Genomic DNA, 17,196 nt, shown 5'->3' on the forward strand with positions numbered 1-17,196 from the left:
GTATACTTGCTCGTTCGCATCGCATCGTGACTGTACATATTTTACCAGCTCGCCCGTATCCGTATCGCGATTGGCACATTTTGCAAACTTTTTTAACGATTGTTATAATAGCACAAATACAAAGCTTGCCAATAGCAAGCAACGGCTGGAAGCTGGCAGGTCTGTGCTGCAAAAGCAGACTAAACCCCAGCCAAAAGGAGAGAACAAAATGGAAATCAGAAAGCTGGCTCCGCACGAGGAGGCCCCCATGCCCCTGCTATTGCTTGCAGATCCTTCGCCAAAATTGGTGGAAGACTACCTGAAAAGGGGGCAGTGCTATGTCGCCGTCCAGGACGCGGCCGTCGTCGGGGTCTACGTCCTGATCCCTACCCGCCCGGACACGATCGAGCTGGTCAATATTGCGGTGGATGAAGCTCATCAAGGAAAAGGCATCGGCAAACAACTCGTTTTGCACGCCATCGAGGTGGCAAAGGCGTCCGGATACAAAACGATCGAGGTCGGCACAGGCAATTCCAGCCTGAATCAGCTCGCCCTTTACCAGAAATGCGGGTTTCGCATGACCTGGATCGACCGCAACTTTTTTCTCCGCCATTACGAAGAAGCGATCATCGAAAACGGCATTCCATTGACCGATATGGTCCGATTCTCCCAAGATATTTGAATACTGCGCATATCGCCATATCAGAAAGGATTCCCATGTATACATACACAATCTGTTTTCTTATGCATCAAAACGAGTTTCTGCTGTTGAATCGGCGCAAACCGCCATTGATGGGCCGCTGGAACGGCGTCGGCGGCAAGCTCGCACCAAACGAGTCACCGCTTGCCTGCGTTCTCCGCGAAGTATTCGAAGAAACCGGCATTCCGTTGACCTCCGCCCGCTACAAAGGAATCGTCTCGTGGAAGCTCGACAGGACGGTACTTGGCGGAATGTACGCTTTCGTAGCCGAGCTGCCGGATGCATGGGAGCGTTTTGACACGCCCCGGCGAGTCGAGGAAGGCATTCTGGACTGGGTGACGCTGGACTGGATCTTGCACCCGGACAACGAAGGAATTGCGGAAAATGTCCCGCGTTTTTTACCGTATATGTTGGAAAACGACGAGCCTGTCGAGCACGCATTTACATATGAAGGCGGCCGGGTGATTGGCTACGAGCGGGTTTCGCTTCTGGAATTATCTCCATACCTGTTTGGTTGATTCCCTTAACCACAGCCTAGATGGTAGAATATCCCTATACTATCGCTGAAGACGAATTTGCTTGCTTAAGCTAAAACCAGGTTTGTTCTTAGCTATTACTTTGGGCATCCTTGGCTGCTCACCTTCAAATCCAGAGGAAACTGATACCCCCAAATATAAAGAGTATTCAAATCCTGAATTCGGGATAACCCTCCAATACACACCTGAACTTGAGATTGATAAATGATCCAACTTGTCTTGTTAGGTTTAAGTCAAAAAAAAGAACATGAGAATGATGAATTTATCGAAAACATCTCCATTAATGTAAAAGATATTGGCTCTTTTCAACTTGAAATGATACAAGTTGCTATTTGAGCACTTTGCATAATTCCATTTTCGAGAAAAAGACAACAGATTTATATGGCCTGTGGTTGGTTTCAATGTCGTGATGTGATGGCTTTGGAAAAATGGGCAGACCTGCAGAATTTTCGTCTATGCTGAAAAATTTAAGCTGCGGCTTTGCTTGAATGCTTAACCATGGCTAGTGCAGAAGCCAGCAATACAATGGCGTTAAGGTACTGGTGCGTTGTGACTTTCTGAATTCCCCAAACGTGCATCGCATCGGCAGTTAGATAGGTTTTCAAGCGGGAATTGCATCGTTCCACGCTAGTTCTTTCGTTGTACAGTTCTTTCCAACGCTTGCTCTCCCGATGCGGTGTGGAGTAGCGGCGCAGATCACTGGTTGTATCCACCTTAACGACCATCCCATAATTTGGAAGGCGAACAAGCGGCCATTCCGAGCGGGCAGTCTACCTTGCCTGTAGCATGGGGACAGCGGAATTTCAGAACATCGCCATCCGCTCCCCAACAGGTCATCGGAAAACCCATGGAGCAGCAAGGCGTTCCGTTTGATGTCATGCCGGCAGGCGGCTCTTTCTCATTGCGAAGATTCATCGGGATGATCGCCTGTGCTTTCAAATTCCGGGCAGCCTCATAGTTTTTTAGTTGGTCGTACCCAGCATCGAGGACAAAGAAGCTGACTTTGGTTTTTGCCGCGACTTGTTCCATCAGATCTGGCGCCATATCGCCGTCATGGACATGAGCCGGTGTCACGGCGAGCGCCATCGGCAGTTCGCTTTTGGTATCGACGGCGAGATGAAGCTTGTAGCCAAACCACTTCACCTTATTGCCGAAGGAGTCGAACTTGGCACCCCAGTTTGCATTGCCTGTGAGCTCGCTTTTACGTTTCGGCTGTTTCTTCTCGTAGGCATGGATCGCGGCACTATCGATGGCCACATGACTTCCATCGACGATGCCTTCTTGCTTGCAGCGTGTGACCAGATCCTCAAAAAGTCGCTTGACCAGGTCTTTGCTCGTAAGCTCGGCAAAGACGCGGCTCAACGTTGCCACGGAAGGAGCTTTCCGATCAAGCCGAAGTCCGCATCGATAGCGAAAACGAAGATCCATATCCAGCCGGCGATGTAGGCCAGTGAACGTACTGATATTCTCAAGCGGAGCTGCAAGCAAAGCCCGAAGGATTCCTTGTCTGCAGTGACCGTCAGCGCCTCGGGGGGAACGGCTTCTCAGTTCTTTGGCGTAAGGACGTAGGTCAAGAGCGCTGAAAAAGATAGGCAATCGTTCTTTGGATTCAAGTTTTTGCAGTTCCTCGAAGGAAAACAGACTTTCTTGAAGAATATACAAGGTGACTTCCTCCTTTTGGGCGTTTTTGGTTTGGTCACCGAAAAACTTCTCCAAATTGGGGTGAAGTCCCTTTTTTATCCCTAGAAATCCTTGTGTCTCAAGGGCTCAGATTTCTGCAAAATGCTCATTTTTAAAAATGGAAAATGATTTATGTTCACTTATACAGGTGAACAAACGAAATATGAAACATACGAAAAAGTTATCGATTCCATGATTCGGTCGATTAAATTCAGCACTATCGAGTAAATAATTCTTGATATTACTACCTTTCCATATCCATTCTCCAAGGATGTTTGTGAACGCTCACCAAAATGTTGACCACTTTGCTCATCATAAAGTTACCCACCTGACAGTTTGAGCACACGTCATCATTTTCACACCTAATTGCAAATGTTTTTACTGAGCCAAGGATCGTCAAGGGCTTGCGTAGCAAGGGGTTTACCCTTTATCCTTGACGATCCTTGGTGCAGGAAATAAAATGCTACTTTGTGTGAAAAAAAGCATCGTAGGTGGTCAACTCGAAGATGAGCGTTTGCTCCAAAAATGGTCAACTTTTTGATTAGCATTCACAGATGTTATCCAAATGGATAAGGGTGAAGATACAGCTTGACAAGATAAGGGGGGATGACTCAAATCAAATTTCGGGGCTTGAATATTTGGCACTACTATCTTCAACTATCGAATCCAGTTAACTAACCAAAAGCTGCCGTTAAAACTTAGGCAGCCTTTTCAATTCTTCTGTTATTCTTAGCTTGTTTTTTATTGTATTCAATTTTGTGAGGGAATAATAATTTCTCTCCAGAAACATCTTGATTAATTACGTTAAATAGAAAATTACGAATGATTTAAGTCTCTTTATAATCATCCAACGTAATCCTCAATCTCAAGTAGACAGGAAAGTTCATAAGACTGAATACCATGTACTTCGTTCTCAAAATCCACTTCACATTTCATCGACATTCTTATGGAGCGATCCGTTCTCTCCCCGAATTCCATGTTAGTAACGCAGACTGGACTATGGTAATAGGACAAATAAATTGACGCATCAGGCATAGGAACTTCGTAATCCTCGAAAGCGACGTCGGTAAACTCGTAAGCCTTATTCTCCAAATCCCTCCAACTCCGAACACCTGGCAATTCACGAAAATCAATACTGATCTTTGTATGTATTGGGTTATCTATACATTCATTTCCTTCCAGCTCAAATGGGCTCAAATTTACTTCGATTGAATGATATAACTTCCCATCAAATAAATTTGAGGAGTATTTACCACCAATTGCTACTAGTTTTACAGGTTTCATGACTACCCCCAGCATTTTCACGATTTTTTTGCAGTAATTAGTTTGATTATACATCCAAAAGTTGGATTTTTCATCAGATAAAAAACGCTCACTCTGGCTAAAAAATGAAAGTTTAGCGCAAGGCCGATGCTCACTTGTTTAATGAAAAAAGTGGATCAGCTACACTAAATTGGATAGAAAAATAAGGGCTTGGAGAATAAACCTATCATGTTACGGAGCGGAACTCTACAATGCCAAAACAACGACGACGTACCTTTACCTCAGAAACAGAGTTTGTGAATCAGATGAACTCGCAGAATCTCCGTCATCTGGAGCTGGAATTATATGATTACGTGAACTGGTTTAACAAGCATCGCATTCACGAAACCTTAGACTACATGACGCCTGTTCAGTATCGCCAAGAAGCCCTAAAAAAATTGTCTGATTTGCTGTTGACAATCCACCTCTGGAGCACAGCAGGCTCTATATTTAATTGTCCAGTGCTTGCTTCAACCAGGGGATGCAGTTGCGATTGAAGATCCTTCATATTGCTATTCGCTGCCCTTATTTAAATCAGCTGGACTAAGACCCTTTTTGCTGCCTGCTGATAATCATGGGATTAATCCGGATGATATCGTGCAATTGCATAAGCAGCATCGCATAAAAATGGTATTTCTTAACCCCAATTTTCAAAATCCCAATGGGTCGTTACTCGACCTGGAACGTAGAAGAAGGGTACTGGAAATTTCGTCTTACTACGGAATACCGATTATTGAGGATGATCCATATAGCTTAACTGCTTTTGATAAAACACATATTTCAACGTTAAAATCCATGGACCAAAATGGTACCGTTCTCTACGTCAGTTCTCTAAGCAAAATCGTCGCGTCAGGATTGCGAATCGGATGGATTTTTGGCCCACAAACAGTAATTGAACGCTTGGCGGATGCAAAACAACAAATCGATTTTGGACATAGCATTATTCCTGAATGGATCGCAACCCAGTTTTTATCGTCTGAGGATTTCTCGATACATATGCACAAGCTTCGTGACTCACTCGCATTGAATAGAGACAAAATCGTTTTCTCGTTATATGACCAACTTGATGACCAGGTAGAGTTTCTAATACCTGAGGGAGGCATTCATATCTGGTGCAAAGTGAAGGAAGACGTTAGCGAACAACAATTATTTAAGGAGGCAATCAAAAGAGGAGTTGTTTATGTACCTGGAAGTGTGTTCGGGACACAGAAAGGATATGCTCGCTTTACATTCGGCCGAGCTAAGGAAGAACATATACATGAAGCAATTTCTCGCTTTGCAGATGCATTACGTAGTTTCAAAAAAGGCAAATGATATCTCATAAGCAAGGGCTGCCCAAAAGCAGGTTTTCTACTGGCAGGTAGCAGCCATTTTCTTTATCGCTTTGTTGAACAGGTAGGTTGTGATTGCAGTGGATGGTTTAATCGATATAACATTGGATGGTTTGTTTTCATACTTTTTCTTTTATCATAGATAGCAAGTCGGGATTCATTGAGGAGTGATCGTACTTGACTATTTAAGACAAAAAAGAATCCAAGATCAAAATGCTCAAACGACCAGAGGGTGCTCAGCCTGAGTTGTTACTGCATTTCGAATTTGCTAGAAACAACGGTTATTATCTGGAGATTAAAGAAGGATATTGGCGGGCCGAAGCATGGAAGGAGGAAGGGCTCAGGCGAATATTAGCCCATGAAAACGAATGGATGCCATGATTGCAACGCTTTCCCATTATTACTCTGAAAAAATTTAAAAATAAGGGGAACTTACTAAAATGAATAGAAGAGCTATATGTGTAGCAGTTGTCCAATCCGCACCTATTCTTTTTAACAAGCAATCATCCTTGGACAAAATTGTAAGGATGACGAAGGAAGCTGCTGGAAAAGGAGCGAATTTAGTTGTCTTTCCGGAAGTTTTCTTGCCGGGTTATCCGAGAGGGTTATACTTTGGTACACGTGTCGGGAGCCGGAATACCGCTGGACGAAGTGACTGGGAACGATACTGGGAAAATTCGATTGACGTACCTGGCGTAGAAACGGAGCTTCTAGGTGAGCTTGCCAGAGAGACCGGAGTCTATCTAGCTATAGGCGTCGTGGAACGGGATCGGGAATTCAGTAGAGGAACTTTATACAATTCCATTGTGTATATAGGCCCGGACGGGAATGTTCTGGGCAAACACAGAAAACTCGTGCCAACAGGTTCTGAGCGACTGTTATGGGGGCAAGGGGATGGAAGCACGCTAACGGTCATCGATACTCCCTTCGGAAGAATTGGCGGTTTGATTTGCTGGGAAAATTACATGCCGCTTGCTCGAACAGCCATGTACGCTCAAGGGATTGACATCTTTATTACTCCTACGGCAGATGCCCGAGACACCTGGCAGGCCACTATACAGCATATTGCCTGTGAAGGGCGTTGCTTTGTTATTTCCTGCAACCAGTTCGTGACTAAAGATACGTATCCGACAGACTTGGCTTGTTACGATGACATTAGGCAGGACCCCGACATTTTATGCAGAGGGGGCAGCGCCATCGTTGGACCACTTGGGGAATATATTGTGGAACCTCTTTATAATCAGGAAGGCATTCTGATTGCAAATCTGGATCTTTCCTTGGTCACGCAAAGCCGATATGATTTCGATGTGGTAGGCCATTACAGTCGTCCTGATGTATTCCAATTAATCGTCAATCGTCAAAAACAGGACATTGTTCGGGTTTCAAAAATGGATGAGTGACGGCATACTGTTTGGAAAGAATTTTTGGAGATTTCTCCCAAAAACTTCCTACTGCCTCCCCCCACACGCACACCAAACAGCCGATGCTTTCTCAGCTCGGCTGTTTCCTTCTCTTCCGTCTTCCCTACCGACTTGCCACTTTACGCTTCAAAAAAGGCTCCCGTCCTTCGCGCCCCTGCGTTTTTACCAAATAGAGCGCGTACTCCAGCGGCCGCCGGATCGCCTGTCTGTACTGCTCGGTCGCGCCCATCTCGCGAAAAATTTCCCGCGCGGGCTTTGGGTTCACTTCGATCAGCCAGGCGCGTCCATCCACGTCAATCCCGATATCCAGCCCAAACTCGACCATGCGGCCAAAATGTTCCTCCAGCGTCAACGCTGTCTGATAGGCCAGCTCCTCGCAGTCGCGGACAATCCGGGCAGCGTGGTCCTCGCCGAAGCGCGGGCGCAAGAAATCAAACACCGGAACCGCCTTGCCTCCCCCGTGCAGGTTCGAGGTCGCGCTGCGCTCCCCGCCCACACGGATGCCATGCCCGGTGATGCTCCACTCGCCCTGCCCGTTTTTCTGGATCAGCAGCCGCATGTCCACGGCGCGCGATGGCACCAGTTGCAGATACAGCCCCTGCTGGACGATAAACTTTTCCTGCCTCGTCCAGCGATCGGCCCAGCGCTGGACGGCGGAAATGTCCGTGAAAAAGCTCTGGACCTTCGCCCGCTGCTTGTCGCGTCCCAGCAGCCGATAGCCGCCCCCGCGCTTCTCGATGGAAAAAAGATTGCGCCCGCCCGTCCCGTTCAGCGGCTTGACGTACAGAAACGAATGTTTGCCCAGCATTTGGACGAGGTTTTTTCTGTTATATAACACAGTTTCCGGCAACCAGCGATGCATGCGCGAATCGCGGTGCAGCACTTCGTGGACGCGCCACTTGTTTGCCAATCGATTGTTTGCGTATAAAAAATCGCTGGTGCGGCGAAAAGCGACGTAGTCTTTGAACGCTTGCGTCGGCGTATAGCGGTAGCGGTCGAACACGGCGTCCGGGCGAGGGAACAGGCGTCCTTGCCATTTGCCCTGCGCATCCAGGACGTATCCTCTCACCTGCTTGCCCGAGGCCAGTACATCCTTGGGCGAAAACAAAAAAACGGTGCAGCCCAGTTCTTGTCCTGCCTTGAGCAGTCGCCGGAAATAGGTCGGCTCTGCGAAGCGTTTGCCCTCCCGCCAAGTCAAGATGCCGATTGTGGGTCGTTTCATTCTTCCACCCTCTCTCGTTTCTTCCTTGGCAGTTTATTCAGCAGCGGGGCAAATGGCGCTTAGCGCAGCTTCTTTTCCAAGGCGAGCAGATCGAGCGGAAGCGGCGCGTACGCTTCCACGGCTTCGCCTCCAAACGGATGCGCAAGCGTGAGAACGGCCGCGTGCAGCGCCTGTCTTTTGACCAGATCGCGCTTGCCGCCGTACAGCTCGTCGCCGAGCAGCGGATGGCCGAGATGGCTCATGTGGACGCGAATCTGGTGCGTCCGTCCCGTCTCCAGCCTGCACTCCACCTTTGTCGCGGTCTTGTAGCGCTCCTTGACCTCGTAATGGGTGATCGCGGGGTCGCCGTTTGGAGCCACTCGTCTGCGTGTCGCATGATACCTGTCCTTGCCGATTGGCTCGTTGATCTTTCCGCTGCCCTTGGCCATTTGCCCCGAGACGAAGGCGATATACGTCCGCTTGATTTTGCGTTCGCGCAGCATTTCGTCCAGCAAGGCAGACGCCCAGGCGTGCTTGGCGTACAGCACCACCCCGGACGTATCCTGATCGAGCCTGTGGACGTGGCGCACCTTCGCTTGCAACCCCGTCCGGAAAAAATGCCCCGACACCAGATGGTCCAGCGTCAGATGATGGTGCGGCTCGGTTGGATGCAACAGCATGCCCGAAGGCTTGTTTACGATTAACAGATGGTCGTCTTCATACAACACTTGCAGCGACTCGCTGGCAGGCGCAAGCCCCAGCGGCTCCGGCGGACACATTCGCAGGCGAATCTCTTGCCCCTCTCTTACCGGCACATGCTGGGCGACAGGTGCGCCGTCTACGAGCACTTCTTTATGCTGAAACAAAAGATGGACCTGCTTGCGCGGCAACTTCCACACCTCGCGCAGCAGGTTCCCGATCGGGATGGCGTCGTCGTCCGCCTGCAAGCGGGCAACGAGCCATTCTCCTTCCTTTTTCATCGATCGCATGGTCAATCTCCTGCCTTATGTTCGTGCTGTCACGCCTCTGTGAGTCCGCTATTCACCTGAACGGCGCGGTCGAGAAAATGCTCGATCTCCTCGCGGCTTTTTCCGAGCTTGCTGACGAAGCGGATCAGCTCTTTGCCCTGGCTGAACGCGATGAAGCTGGGGATTCCGAACACATCGTATTTCTGCGACAGGTCTGGCAGCGTATCGCGATTGACCGCAACCATGTCCAACTGGTCTTTATACTTTTCTTCGACTTCCGGCATGAACGGATCAATCCGGTGGCAATCCGGGCACCAATCGGTGAAAAACTTCACCACAACGGGCTTGCTGGAAGCAATCGCCTGTTCAAATTCTGCTTCTGTCTTGATTTCTCTCATTTCGGGATCTTCCTTCCTACCTAGAATGATTTGGCAATAGTGTAGCACAAAAAATGCGCGTTTGTCGCACGAGGCCGACACTTCTCCTGTAAGCTACAGGGCGCCGCCCTGCTCCACCAAACATCGCACAAACGCTTCTGCCGGGCGAGACAGCGGCTTGTCCTTGCGATAGGCGACGACGAGCGTCCGATACGGCCTTGTCGCAAGCCGCACGTAAACAGGCGGCTCCAGCGTGCCCGGCGCGAGCGTAATCATTTTCGGCGCAAACGACAGCCCCATCCCCGCCGCCACGAGCGACTGGACTGTCTGGATGTTGGTGCTCTCAAACACGATGCGCGGACGGAAGCCAGCCTGCTCGCACAGCCGCAGAGAGATCGTCCTAAAGCCTTGGCCTTCCTTGAGCAAAATAAACGGTTGATCCGCAATCTCCGCCAGGTCTACCTCCTTTTTGCCCGCCAAAGGATGCTGCGGTGGAACCGCGAGAAAAATTTCTTCATTGATGGCCGGGATGATCGCAAGCGAAGGATCGCTGATCGGCATCGTCAGCAGGCTGACATCTATTTTGCCCCGCACGAGCAATTGCTCCAGATGGCTGGACGTTTCCTCCATCAGTTGCAGTTCGACTCCCGGGAACTGCTTGGTAAACGTCGGCAGTACGCGCGGCAGCACATACGCGCCTGTAATCGGCAGGCTGCCTACCAAAAGCCGTCCGCTCTCTCCGACCGCATAAGCGCGCATCTCCCGCTCCAGCCCTTCGGACATGTCCACGAGCGTTTGCGCGACCTGCACGAACCGTTGGCCCGCATCCGTCAGCTCCACATGCTGGGGCAAACGATGGAACAGGCTGACCCCGAGTATTTTTTCCAGTTTGGCAATCTGCTGGCTAAGCGACGGCTGAGCCAGATGCAAACGGTTGGCTGCCCGCGAAAAGCTGCGTTCCTCCGCAACCGCAAGCACATAACGAATCTGTCGTAACTCCATAAAAACCTCCCGATAGGCAAAAGCTATCCTTCTCATAATTATTATATCTTTGAACTATTTCCTTTGCCATGATACAACCTTGTTAAGAGTTTTCGCACGAAGGAGGAAATCATTGATGAAACCCCGCACGATGTTTGAAAAGATTTGGGACAATCACGTGATTCACGAGGAAGCCGGCAAGCCGACCTTGTTGTACATCGACCTGCACCTGGTGCACGAGGTCACTTCCCCGCAGGCGTTTGAAGGACTCCGCCTGGCTGGCCGCAAAGTACGCCGTCCTGAGCTGACTTTTGCCACCATGGACCACAACGTGCCGACAGCGGATCGCTTCAATGTCAAAGACCCGATCTCCCGCCAGCAAATGGAGACGCTGACCGAAAACTGCCGCGAATTTGGCATTACGCTCGCTGACCTGAACAGCCCGGACCAAGGGATCGTCCACGTCATCGGCCCGGAGCTTGGCCTGACCCACCCCGGCAAAACGATCGTGTGCGGCGACAGCCACACTTCTACGCACGGTGCTTTCGGCGCTCTCGCCTTCGGAATCGGAACGAGCGAGGTCGAACACGTTCTCGCGACACAGTGTCTGCCGCAGTTGAAGCCAAAAACGATGGAAGTCCGCGTGAACGGCGAGCTGCCCTTTGGCGTCAGCGCAAAAGACTTAATTTTGGCGATTATCGCAAAATACGGAACTGATTTTGCTACCGGCTATGTCGTGGAATATACGGGCGAAGCCATCCGCAAGCTGACGATGGAAGAGCGCATGACCGTCTGCAACATGACGATCGAGGGTGGCGCACGCGCCGGGCTGATCGCTCCGGACCAGACGACGTTCGACTACCTGAAAGGCAGACGCTACGTTCCGCAAGGCGAAGATTTCCTCGCAGCCGTAGAAGCGTGGAAGCAACTGTGCACCGATGAAGGCGCAACCTACGACACCTGTGTCGAAATCGACGCGGCTACCATCGCGCCGCAAGTGACCTGGGGAACAAGCCCTGGCATGGGCACCAACATTACCAGCACCGTTCCAGACCCCGAGTCTTTTGAAACAGCAGCACAACGCAAAGCGGCTCAAGACGCGCTCGCCTACATGGATTTGGCTCCAGGCACGCCGATGAGCGAAATCAAGATCGACCGCGTCTTCATCGGCTCCTGTACAAATGGTCGGATCGAAGACTTGCGCAAAGCAGCGGAAGTGGCAAAAGGACGCAAAGTCTCCCCTAACGTGCACGCCATGGTCGTACCTGGTTCCCAGGCTGTCAAGCAGTTGGCAGAAGAAGAAGGCTTGCACCTCATCTTCCAGGAAGCCGGCTTTGACTGGCGCGAATCCGGCTGTTCCATGTGCCTCGCGATGAACCCGGATGTCCTGTCGGAAGGAGAGCGCTGCGCTTCTACCTCCAACCGCAACTTCGAAGGCCGCCAGGGCCGCGGCGGACGCACGCACCTGGTCAGCCCGGAAATGGCGGCAGCGGCAGCGATTGCAGGCCACTTCGTAGACGTACGTGAATGGAAAAGAGAGAGCGTAAGCAAGGAGGTATTCCAATGAACCCATTTGTCGTCCATACCGGACTGGTCGCACCATTGGACCGTGTCAACGTAGATACAGACGCCATCATCCCGAAACAGTTCCTCAAGCGCATCGAACGCAGCGGCTTTGGCCAGTTTTTGTTCTACGAATGGCGCTTTGCGGCCGATGGCACGCCGATTGACTCGTTTATTTTGAACACGCCAGCGTACAAAGATTCGACCGTGCTGCTCGCTCGCAACAACTTCGGCTGCGGCTCGTCGCGCGAGCACGCTCCCTGGGCCTTGCTGGACTACGGCTTCCGCTGTGTGATCGCTCCGTCGTTTGCGGACATTTTTTACAACAACTGCTTCAAAAACGGCATCCTGCCGATCAAGCTCAGCGAAGAACAGGTAGATGAACTGTTTCAGCGCGCGCAAAGCCGCGAAAATTACGAGCTGACCATTGACCTTGAGGAGCAGGTAGTGCGCGACAGCGAAGGTCTGTCCTACCCGTTCGAGGTCGATCCGTATCGCCGCTACTGCCTGCTGAACGGCCTCGACGATATCGGCATCACGTTGCAGTACGAAGACAAAATCGCCGCTTACGAGGCAAGCCGTCAAGCTCGTTAAGCTGGCCCACGAAAAAAAGTCCGTCTCATAGCGAAGCGAAGGCATGCAAGCTGTTCATGCCTTCGCTTTTTTGCTTGGATCCGCTGTTTTCCCCCGATGGGGCACCAAGGTCGGACGGAGGTTCGCATCCCCCCGCCTCCACCAACCGATGGGGGGAGACTGTCACATGCACGGGGCCATGCGACCCGCGTGGCCGCTTCGGTGTGCCGTCATCACGTACGGCAACTGTCAATCGTGCAACAGCATGTACATATGCGTCTCGTCGACGTAGCGCTCCCCTGTTTTCAACGCCCGTTTTTCCAAGCCGTACGGCAAAAAGCCCATTTTTTCGTAAAAGCGCACCGCGCCGGGGTTTGTCGTGACAACGGCAAGCTGTACCTGGTCGATGTCGCCCCGCTGTCTCAAATAGGCCAGCTCTTCTTGCATCAGCGCGGCCGCAACTCCTGTTCCGCGATGCGCTTCGCGGACGTACATGGATACGACGGAAGCTTTGTGTCTCGCTTTCAGTCCGCGGTGCCGGAAATAGCCGATGATGCCCGCCAGCTCGCCCCCGACAAAAGCGCCGAAATAGCCGCTGTCGCCCTCAGGCCCCTGGGAAAGCCGTTCCTGCCATTCGGCCATCGGGCGCTTGATTTCCTCTTCATAGGTGGCGCCGAACGCGTCCGGGTCGGTTTGCAGCCCTTCCAGCCTTACTTTGACGAACGCTTCTGTATCCTCTGGTCCCAGTCGTCGAACTTCCATCTTTTGCTTCCCCTCTCCTAGCATTTCCACTCATCATAGTAAAGAGTTGCTAGGTTGTAAAGGATTGCCACAACAAAACGCCAGGAAAATATCCTGGCGCTTCGTTTGCTTACGCTAGCTCGGTCTGGGCGGGATCTGTGAGGCCAAACGTCGCCAGCGCCTGTTCACGCAGCTTGAATTTTTGAATTTTGCCGGACGCCGTCATCGGGTATTCGTCCACAAACTGAATGTAGCGCGGCGTCTTGAAGCGGGCGATTTTTCCTTCGCAGTATGCCAGCACTTCCTCCTCGGTCAATGTCTCTCCCGGCTTGACGCGGATGCAGGCCAGCACCTGCTCGCCGTATTTGGCATCCGGCACGCCGACGATCTGGACGTCTAATATTTTCGGATGAGTGTACAAAAACTCCTCGACTTCGCGCGGGTAGATGTTTTCGCCGCCGCGAATAATCATGTCCTTCAGCCTGCCTGTAATCCGGTAATACCCTTCCTCGTCTACGGTCGCCAAGTCTCCGGTATGCAGCCAGCCCTCTTCGTCGATCGCCTTTGCCGTCTGGTCCGGCATGTTGTAGTAGCCTTTCATCACCAAATACCCGCGCGTGCACAGTTCGCCCTGTACACCAGGGGGGACAATCTCTCCCGTGGCAGGGTTGATGATTTTCGCCTCGACCCCTTCGTGCAGCCGGCCGACGGTCGATACCTTGCGCTCGATGGAATCCTCCGGCCGCGTCTGGGTGATGACAGGCGAAGACTCGGTCTGTCCGTAGGCGATCGTAATGTCGCGAATGCCCATTTTGTCCACGACTTTTTTCATCACCTCGATCGGGCACAAGGACCCGGCCATAATGCCCGTGCGCAGCGAGCTGAGGTCGCGCTGTTCAAAAGTCGGATGGTTCAGCTCCGCGATGAACATCGTTGGCACCCCGTACAGCGCCGTGCAGCGCTCGGCTTCGACAATCGACAGCACCAGCCCCGGATCAAAGGCGATGACCGGAACCATCGTCGCTCCCGTCGCAACGCAGGCGAGCGTGCCCATCACGCAGCCGAAGCAGTGGAAAAACGGCACCGGGATGCAGACGCGATCGTCTACCCCGAGTCCCTGACATTCCGCGACCTTGATCGCGTTGTTGACGATGTTGACGTGGGACAGCATGACGCCTTTCGGAAAGCCTGTCGTACCGGATGTGTACTGCATGTTGATGACGTCATCGAAAGACAGCGACTCCTGGCGCAAACGCTGTTCTTCCTCGCTGACCAGCTCGGCTCGCTCCAGCAAGTCTTTCCATAAAAACATGCCGGGCTGGCGCTCTTCGCCCAAGTAGACGACATTTCGCAAGTTCGGCAACCGCTTGGACACGAGAGCGCCGGGCTCGCACGTCGCAAGCTCCGGACAAATTTCCCGGATCATCTCCAGGTAGTTGGCGTCGCGATAGCCGTCGATCAAAAGCAATGTCGTCGACTCCGACTGGCGCAGCAAATATTCCAGCTCGTGAACGCGATAGCTCGTGTTGACCGTCACCAGCACCCCGCCCATCTTGGCCGTCGCAAATTGCGAAATGACCCACTCCGGTACATTGGTGGCCCAGATGGCGATGTTTTCGCCTTTTTGAATCCCGAGCGACATGAAGCCTCGTGCCGCCCGGTTGCACACCTCCTGAAACTGGGCGAACGAATAGCGGAGCGATCGCTCCTGATAGACCAACGCTTCCTTGTCCCGATACAGTCTGGCTGCCTCATCCAGCAAGTTGCCAATCGTAATCATTCGCAGCATACAAGCACCTCCAAAACATTCAGACTATTCCATCTTTATTAACTAGGATTCGTTCCTTCCCATCATATTCCTTCTCGATAGAAAAAAGAAAAGCGTCCCCCAATCGGAACGCTTCCCGTTTACTTCACGACAATTTTTTGCGTCGCTTCCACCTTGTACGGCAGATGGTTGCTGTAGTTCAGCTCGACGCGAATCTCATGCTCGCCCTTCGGCAACTTTTTCAGCATGAACTCCGGATGGTAGATCATTCCTTTGGACTCGCCATCGAGGTACAGATGGGCGTGGCCTTTTCCATACACCGGCGTTTGCCCAAGCTCGCCGTTTTCCTGCACGAACTCGAAGTTTTGCGTCAAAAGCGATACTTCCGCTGTCGTTCCATCCACCTGTATATCCATGTTCAACGACGGCTTGGCTGCCCCTTCCGGCTGGGTCAACGGAGCACTGGCATTGGTCGTGGCCGGAACACTCGTGTCACCTGGACGATAGGAGTCAGAGACGTGCAACGGATCTTTGACCAATAGCACGATGCCCGCCACCAGAACAACCAGAAAGACGATTCCGCCCAAAATGAGATTGCGCATACTGATAATAAAGACCTTCATGTCTCTACTCTCCCTTTCGCAAGTGCTTGTCACTTATTTGTACATGCATATGCGAGAGGAAAGAGAGGTAGAAGCAAAACTTTGCTATAGCCGTCAGCGGTAGTTGATAAATTGCACCTCGAGCGGCAAATCCGCCTTGCGAATCGCACTGATGACTTGCTGCAGATCATCCTTGCTTTTGCCTGTCACGCGAATTTGATCGTCCTGAATTTGCGTCTTCACCTTCAGGCCGGCATCCTTAATAATGCCGTTGATCTTTTTGGCGTTGTCCTTGTCGATGCCCTGCACCAGCTTCACCCGTTGGCGCACGGTGCCGCCCGCTGCCGGCTCGACTTTTCCGTAGTCCAAATTTTTGATCGGCACGTCGCGCTTGACCAGCTTGCCCAGCAAAATGTCCTTGACCTGGCTAAGCTTGAAGTCGTCGTCGGAAACGAGGACGAGCTCGTCCTTTTCCAGTTTGATGCTGCTCTTGCTCCCCTTGAAATCGAAGCGGTTCTCGATCTCCTTCAAGGCGGTTTGAATGGCGTTGTTCACTTCGGCCAAGTCTACTTTCGAAACGATGTCAAACGAGCTTTCCTTGCTCATGCGTAGTTCCTCCTTCGCTTTTGCCTGTTTGGCGTTTTTTCGCTGCTAGATCGCCCGAACCAGTCCTCCGTCCACGAGGAAAGACTGCCCCGTGATATAGCTGTTGGCTGGCGATGCCAAAAACGTCACCATGCGCGCGAACTCATCCGGCTGGCCGTACCTGCCGACCGGGATTTGTTTTTCCCAGTTTTGCCGGACTTCCTCTGCGCTAATCCCTTGCCCCTGCGCACTCAGCCCGTCCAGTTGCTGCACCCGGTCTGTCGCAATTCGTCCCGGGCCGATCGTGTTGATGAGAATGCCATCCGGCCCCAGCTCAGCGGAAAGCGTTTTGGCCAGCCCCAGAACCCCTGTGCGAAACGTGTTCGACAAGATCAAGTTTTCCAGCGGCTGCTTGAACGAGGAAGACGCAAAGTTGACGATTCGCCCGAACTGCTTGGCGCGCATGTGCGGCAAAACAGCGCGGATCGCCCGGACGTAGCTCAACAGGTTCAGCTCGAAGGCCAAAATCCACTGCTCGTCCGTCAACTGGTCGAACTTGCCCGTCGCAGGTCCGCCCGAGTTGTTGACCAGTATATCTACGCTGCCGAAGTGGCGAACCGTTTCCTGCACGACTCGCTCGATGTCTCCCGGCTTGGTGACATCCACCGGAACGGCCAGAGGCGACTGCCCCGCTGCCTGCTCAATTTCGGCGCGCACGGCTTCCATCGCCTGCTCGTCTCTGCCGCAAATGGTGACATTCGCTCCCTCCTGCGCCAGGCAGAGCGCGGTCGCTTTGCCCAAGCCTTTTGACGAGGCGAGCACGAGGGCTGTCCTGCCATGCAATTGAAGATCCATGTTCAACGCTCCTTTCGAGGTACGGTTTTGGTT

At 51.9% G+C, this 17,196-nt stretch carries 15 protein-coding genes and 3 pseudogenes; 7 read left to right on the forward strand and 11 right to left on the reverse strand.

Annotated elements, in window-relative coordinates; all coding sequences use genetic code 11:
* Positions 1-208: 208 nt before the first annotated feature.
* Both M655_RS15120 and M655_RS15125 read left to right on the forward strand, forming a co-directional pair.
* A complete protein-coding gene (locus M655_RS15120) occupies positions 209-661 on the forward strand; it encodes a GNAT family N-acetyltransferase (RefSeq protein WP_026557107.1) in 453 nt (150 codons plus the stop codon).
* Positions 662-747: 86 nt separating this feature from the next.
* On the forward strand, positions 748-1,197 hold the full coding sequence (locus tag M655_RS15125; protein WP_238502144.1) for an NUDIX hydrolase: 450 nt from the start codon (positions 748-750) through the stop codon (positions 1,195-1,197).
* 485 nt (positions 1,198-1,682) lie between these two features.
* Here the strand turns inward: M655_RS15125 and M655_RS15130 are convergent.
* Positions 1,683-2,877: pseudogene (locus M655_RS15130) on the reverse strand (transposase).
* An 861-nt stretch (positions 2,878-3,738) separates the two neighbouring features.
* Positions 3,739-4,179, reverse strand: a complete 441-nt coding sequence (locus M655_RS15135; protein ID WP_100228564.1) for a hypothetical protein — start codon at positions 4,177-4,179, stop codon at positions 3,739-3,741.
* 308 nt (positions 4,180-4,487) lie between these two features.
* Between M655_RS15135 and M655_RS15140 the strand changes: the two are divergent.
* The 3 genes and pseudogenes from M655_RS15140 to M655_RS15150 form a co-directional block, all read left to right on the forward strand.
* A pseudogene (locus tag M655_RS15140) lies at positions 4,488-4,577 on the forward strand (IS3 family transposase); the annotation flags it as partial.
* Between the two features lie 43 nt (positions 4,578-4,620).
* A pseudogene (locus tag M655_RS15145) lies at positions 4,621-5,511 on the forward strand (aminotransferase-like domain-containing protein); the annotation flags it as partial.
* Between the two features lie 457 nt (positions 5,512-5,968).
* Complete coding sequence (locus M655_RS15150; protein ID WP_005834566.1) at positions 5,969-6,928, forward strand: carbon-nitrogen hydrolase family protein; 960 nt, start codon at positions 5,969-5,971, stop codon at positions 6,926-6,928.
* A 124-nt stretch (positions 6,929-7,052) separates the two neighbouring features.
* Here the strand turns inward: M655_RS15150 and M655_RS15155 are convergent, their stop codons facing one another.
* The 4 genes from M655_RS15155 to M655_RS15170 form a co-directional block, all read right to left on the reverse strand.
* Positions 7,053-8,171 carry a YheC/YheD family endospore coat-associated protein gene (locus tag M655_RS15155; RefSeq protein WP_026557105.1) on the reverse strand — a complete coding sequence of 373 codons (1,119 nt, stop codon included), beginning with the start codon at positions 8,169-8,171 and terminating at the stop codon, positions 7,053-7,055.
* A gap of 59 nt (positions 8,172-8,230) precedes the next feature.
* Entirely contained in the window at positions 8,231-9,139 is a 909-nt protein-coding gene (locus M655_RS15160; protein ID WP_007785344.1) for an RluA family pseudouridine synthase, read from the reverse strand.
* A gap of 29 nt (positions 9,140-9,168) precedes the next feature.
* A complete protein-coding gene (locus M655_RS15165) occupies positions 9,169-9,516 on the reverse strand; it encodes a thioredoxin family protein (RefSeq protein WP_005834571.1) in 348 nt (115 codons plus the stop codon).
* A gap of 93 nt (positions 9,517-9,609) precedes the next feature.
* Positions 9,610-10,497, reverse strand: a complete 888-nt coding sequence (locus M655_RS15170; RefSeq protein ID WP_007785346.1) for a LysR family transcriptional regulator — start codon at positions 10,495-10,497, stop codon at positions 9,610-9,612.
* 115 nt (positions 10,498-10,612) lie between these two features.
* On the opposite strand from M655_RS15170, the gene leuC reads away from it, so the two are divergent.
* Together leuC and leuD are read left to right on the forward strand one after the other, a co-directional pair.
* Positions 10,613-12,043: a 3-isopropylmalate dehydratase large subunit gene (leuC, locus tag M655_RS15175; protein WP_025845610.1), complete on the forward strand. Its 1,431-nt coding sequence runs from the start codon at positions 10,613-10,615 to the stop codon at positions 12,041-12,043.
* The gene (gene leuD / locus M655_RS15180; protein WP_005834576.1) at positions 12,040-12,633 is read left to right on the forward strand and encodes a 3-isopropylmalate dehydratase small subunit; all 594 of its coding nucleotides are present in this window, start codon (positions 12,040-12,042) and stop codon (positions 12,631-12,633) included. Before leuC ends, leuD begins: the two co-directional genes overlap by 4 nt.
* Positions 12,634-12,861: 228 nt before the next feature.
* Here the strand turns inward: leuD and M655_RS15185 are convergent, their stop codons facing one another.
* The 5 genes from M655_RS15185 to M655_RS15205 all read right to left on the reverse strand — a co-directional run bounded on the left by M655_RS15185 (position 12,862) and on the right by M655_RS15205 (position 17,163).
* Positions 12,862-13,374: a GNAT family N-acetyltransferase gene (locus M655_RS15185; protein ID WP_025845614.1), complete on the reverse strand. Its 513-nt coding sequence runs from the start codon at positions 13,372-13,374 to the stop codon at positions 12,862-12,864.
* Positions 13,375-13,483: 109 nt separating this feature from the next.
* Positions 13,484-15,142 (reverse strand): AMP-binding protein, encoded by a 1,659-nt coding sequence (locus M655_RS15190; protein WP_005834580.1) that lies wholly within the window; start codon positions 15,140-15,142, stop codon positions 13,484-13,486.
* Between the two features lie 119 nt (positions 15,143-15,261).
* Positions 15,262-15,744: a hypothetical protein gene (locus M655_RS15195; protein ID WP_005834582.1), complete on the reverse strand. Its 483-nt coding sequence runs from the start codon at positions 15,742-15,744 to the stop codon at positions 15,262-15,264.
* A 93-nt stretch (positions 15,745-15,837) separates the two neighbouring features.
* Positions 15,838-16,329, reverse strand: coding sequence for a YajQ family cyclic di-GMP-binding protein (locus M655_RS15200; protein ID WP_005834584.1), 492 nt, complete (start codon positions 16,327-16,329; stop codon positions 15,838-15,840).
* Between the two features lie 45 nt (positions 16,330-16,374).
* Positions 16,375-17,163 (reverse strand): SDR family oxidoreductase, encoded by a 789-nt coding sequence (locus M655_RS15205; protein ID WP_026557104.1) that lies wholly within the window; start codon positions 17,161-17,163, stop codon positions 16,375-16,377.
* Between the last annotated feature and the right edge of the window lie 33 nt (positions 17,164-17,196).

The sequence above is a fragment of the Brevibacillus sp. NSP2.1 genome (assembly GCF_000470975.2).
Classification (GTDB): Bacteria; Bacillota; Bacilli; order Brevibacillales; family Brevibacillaceae; genus Brevibacillus; species Brevibacillus agri.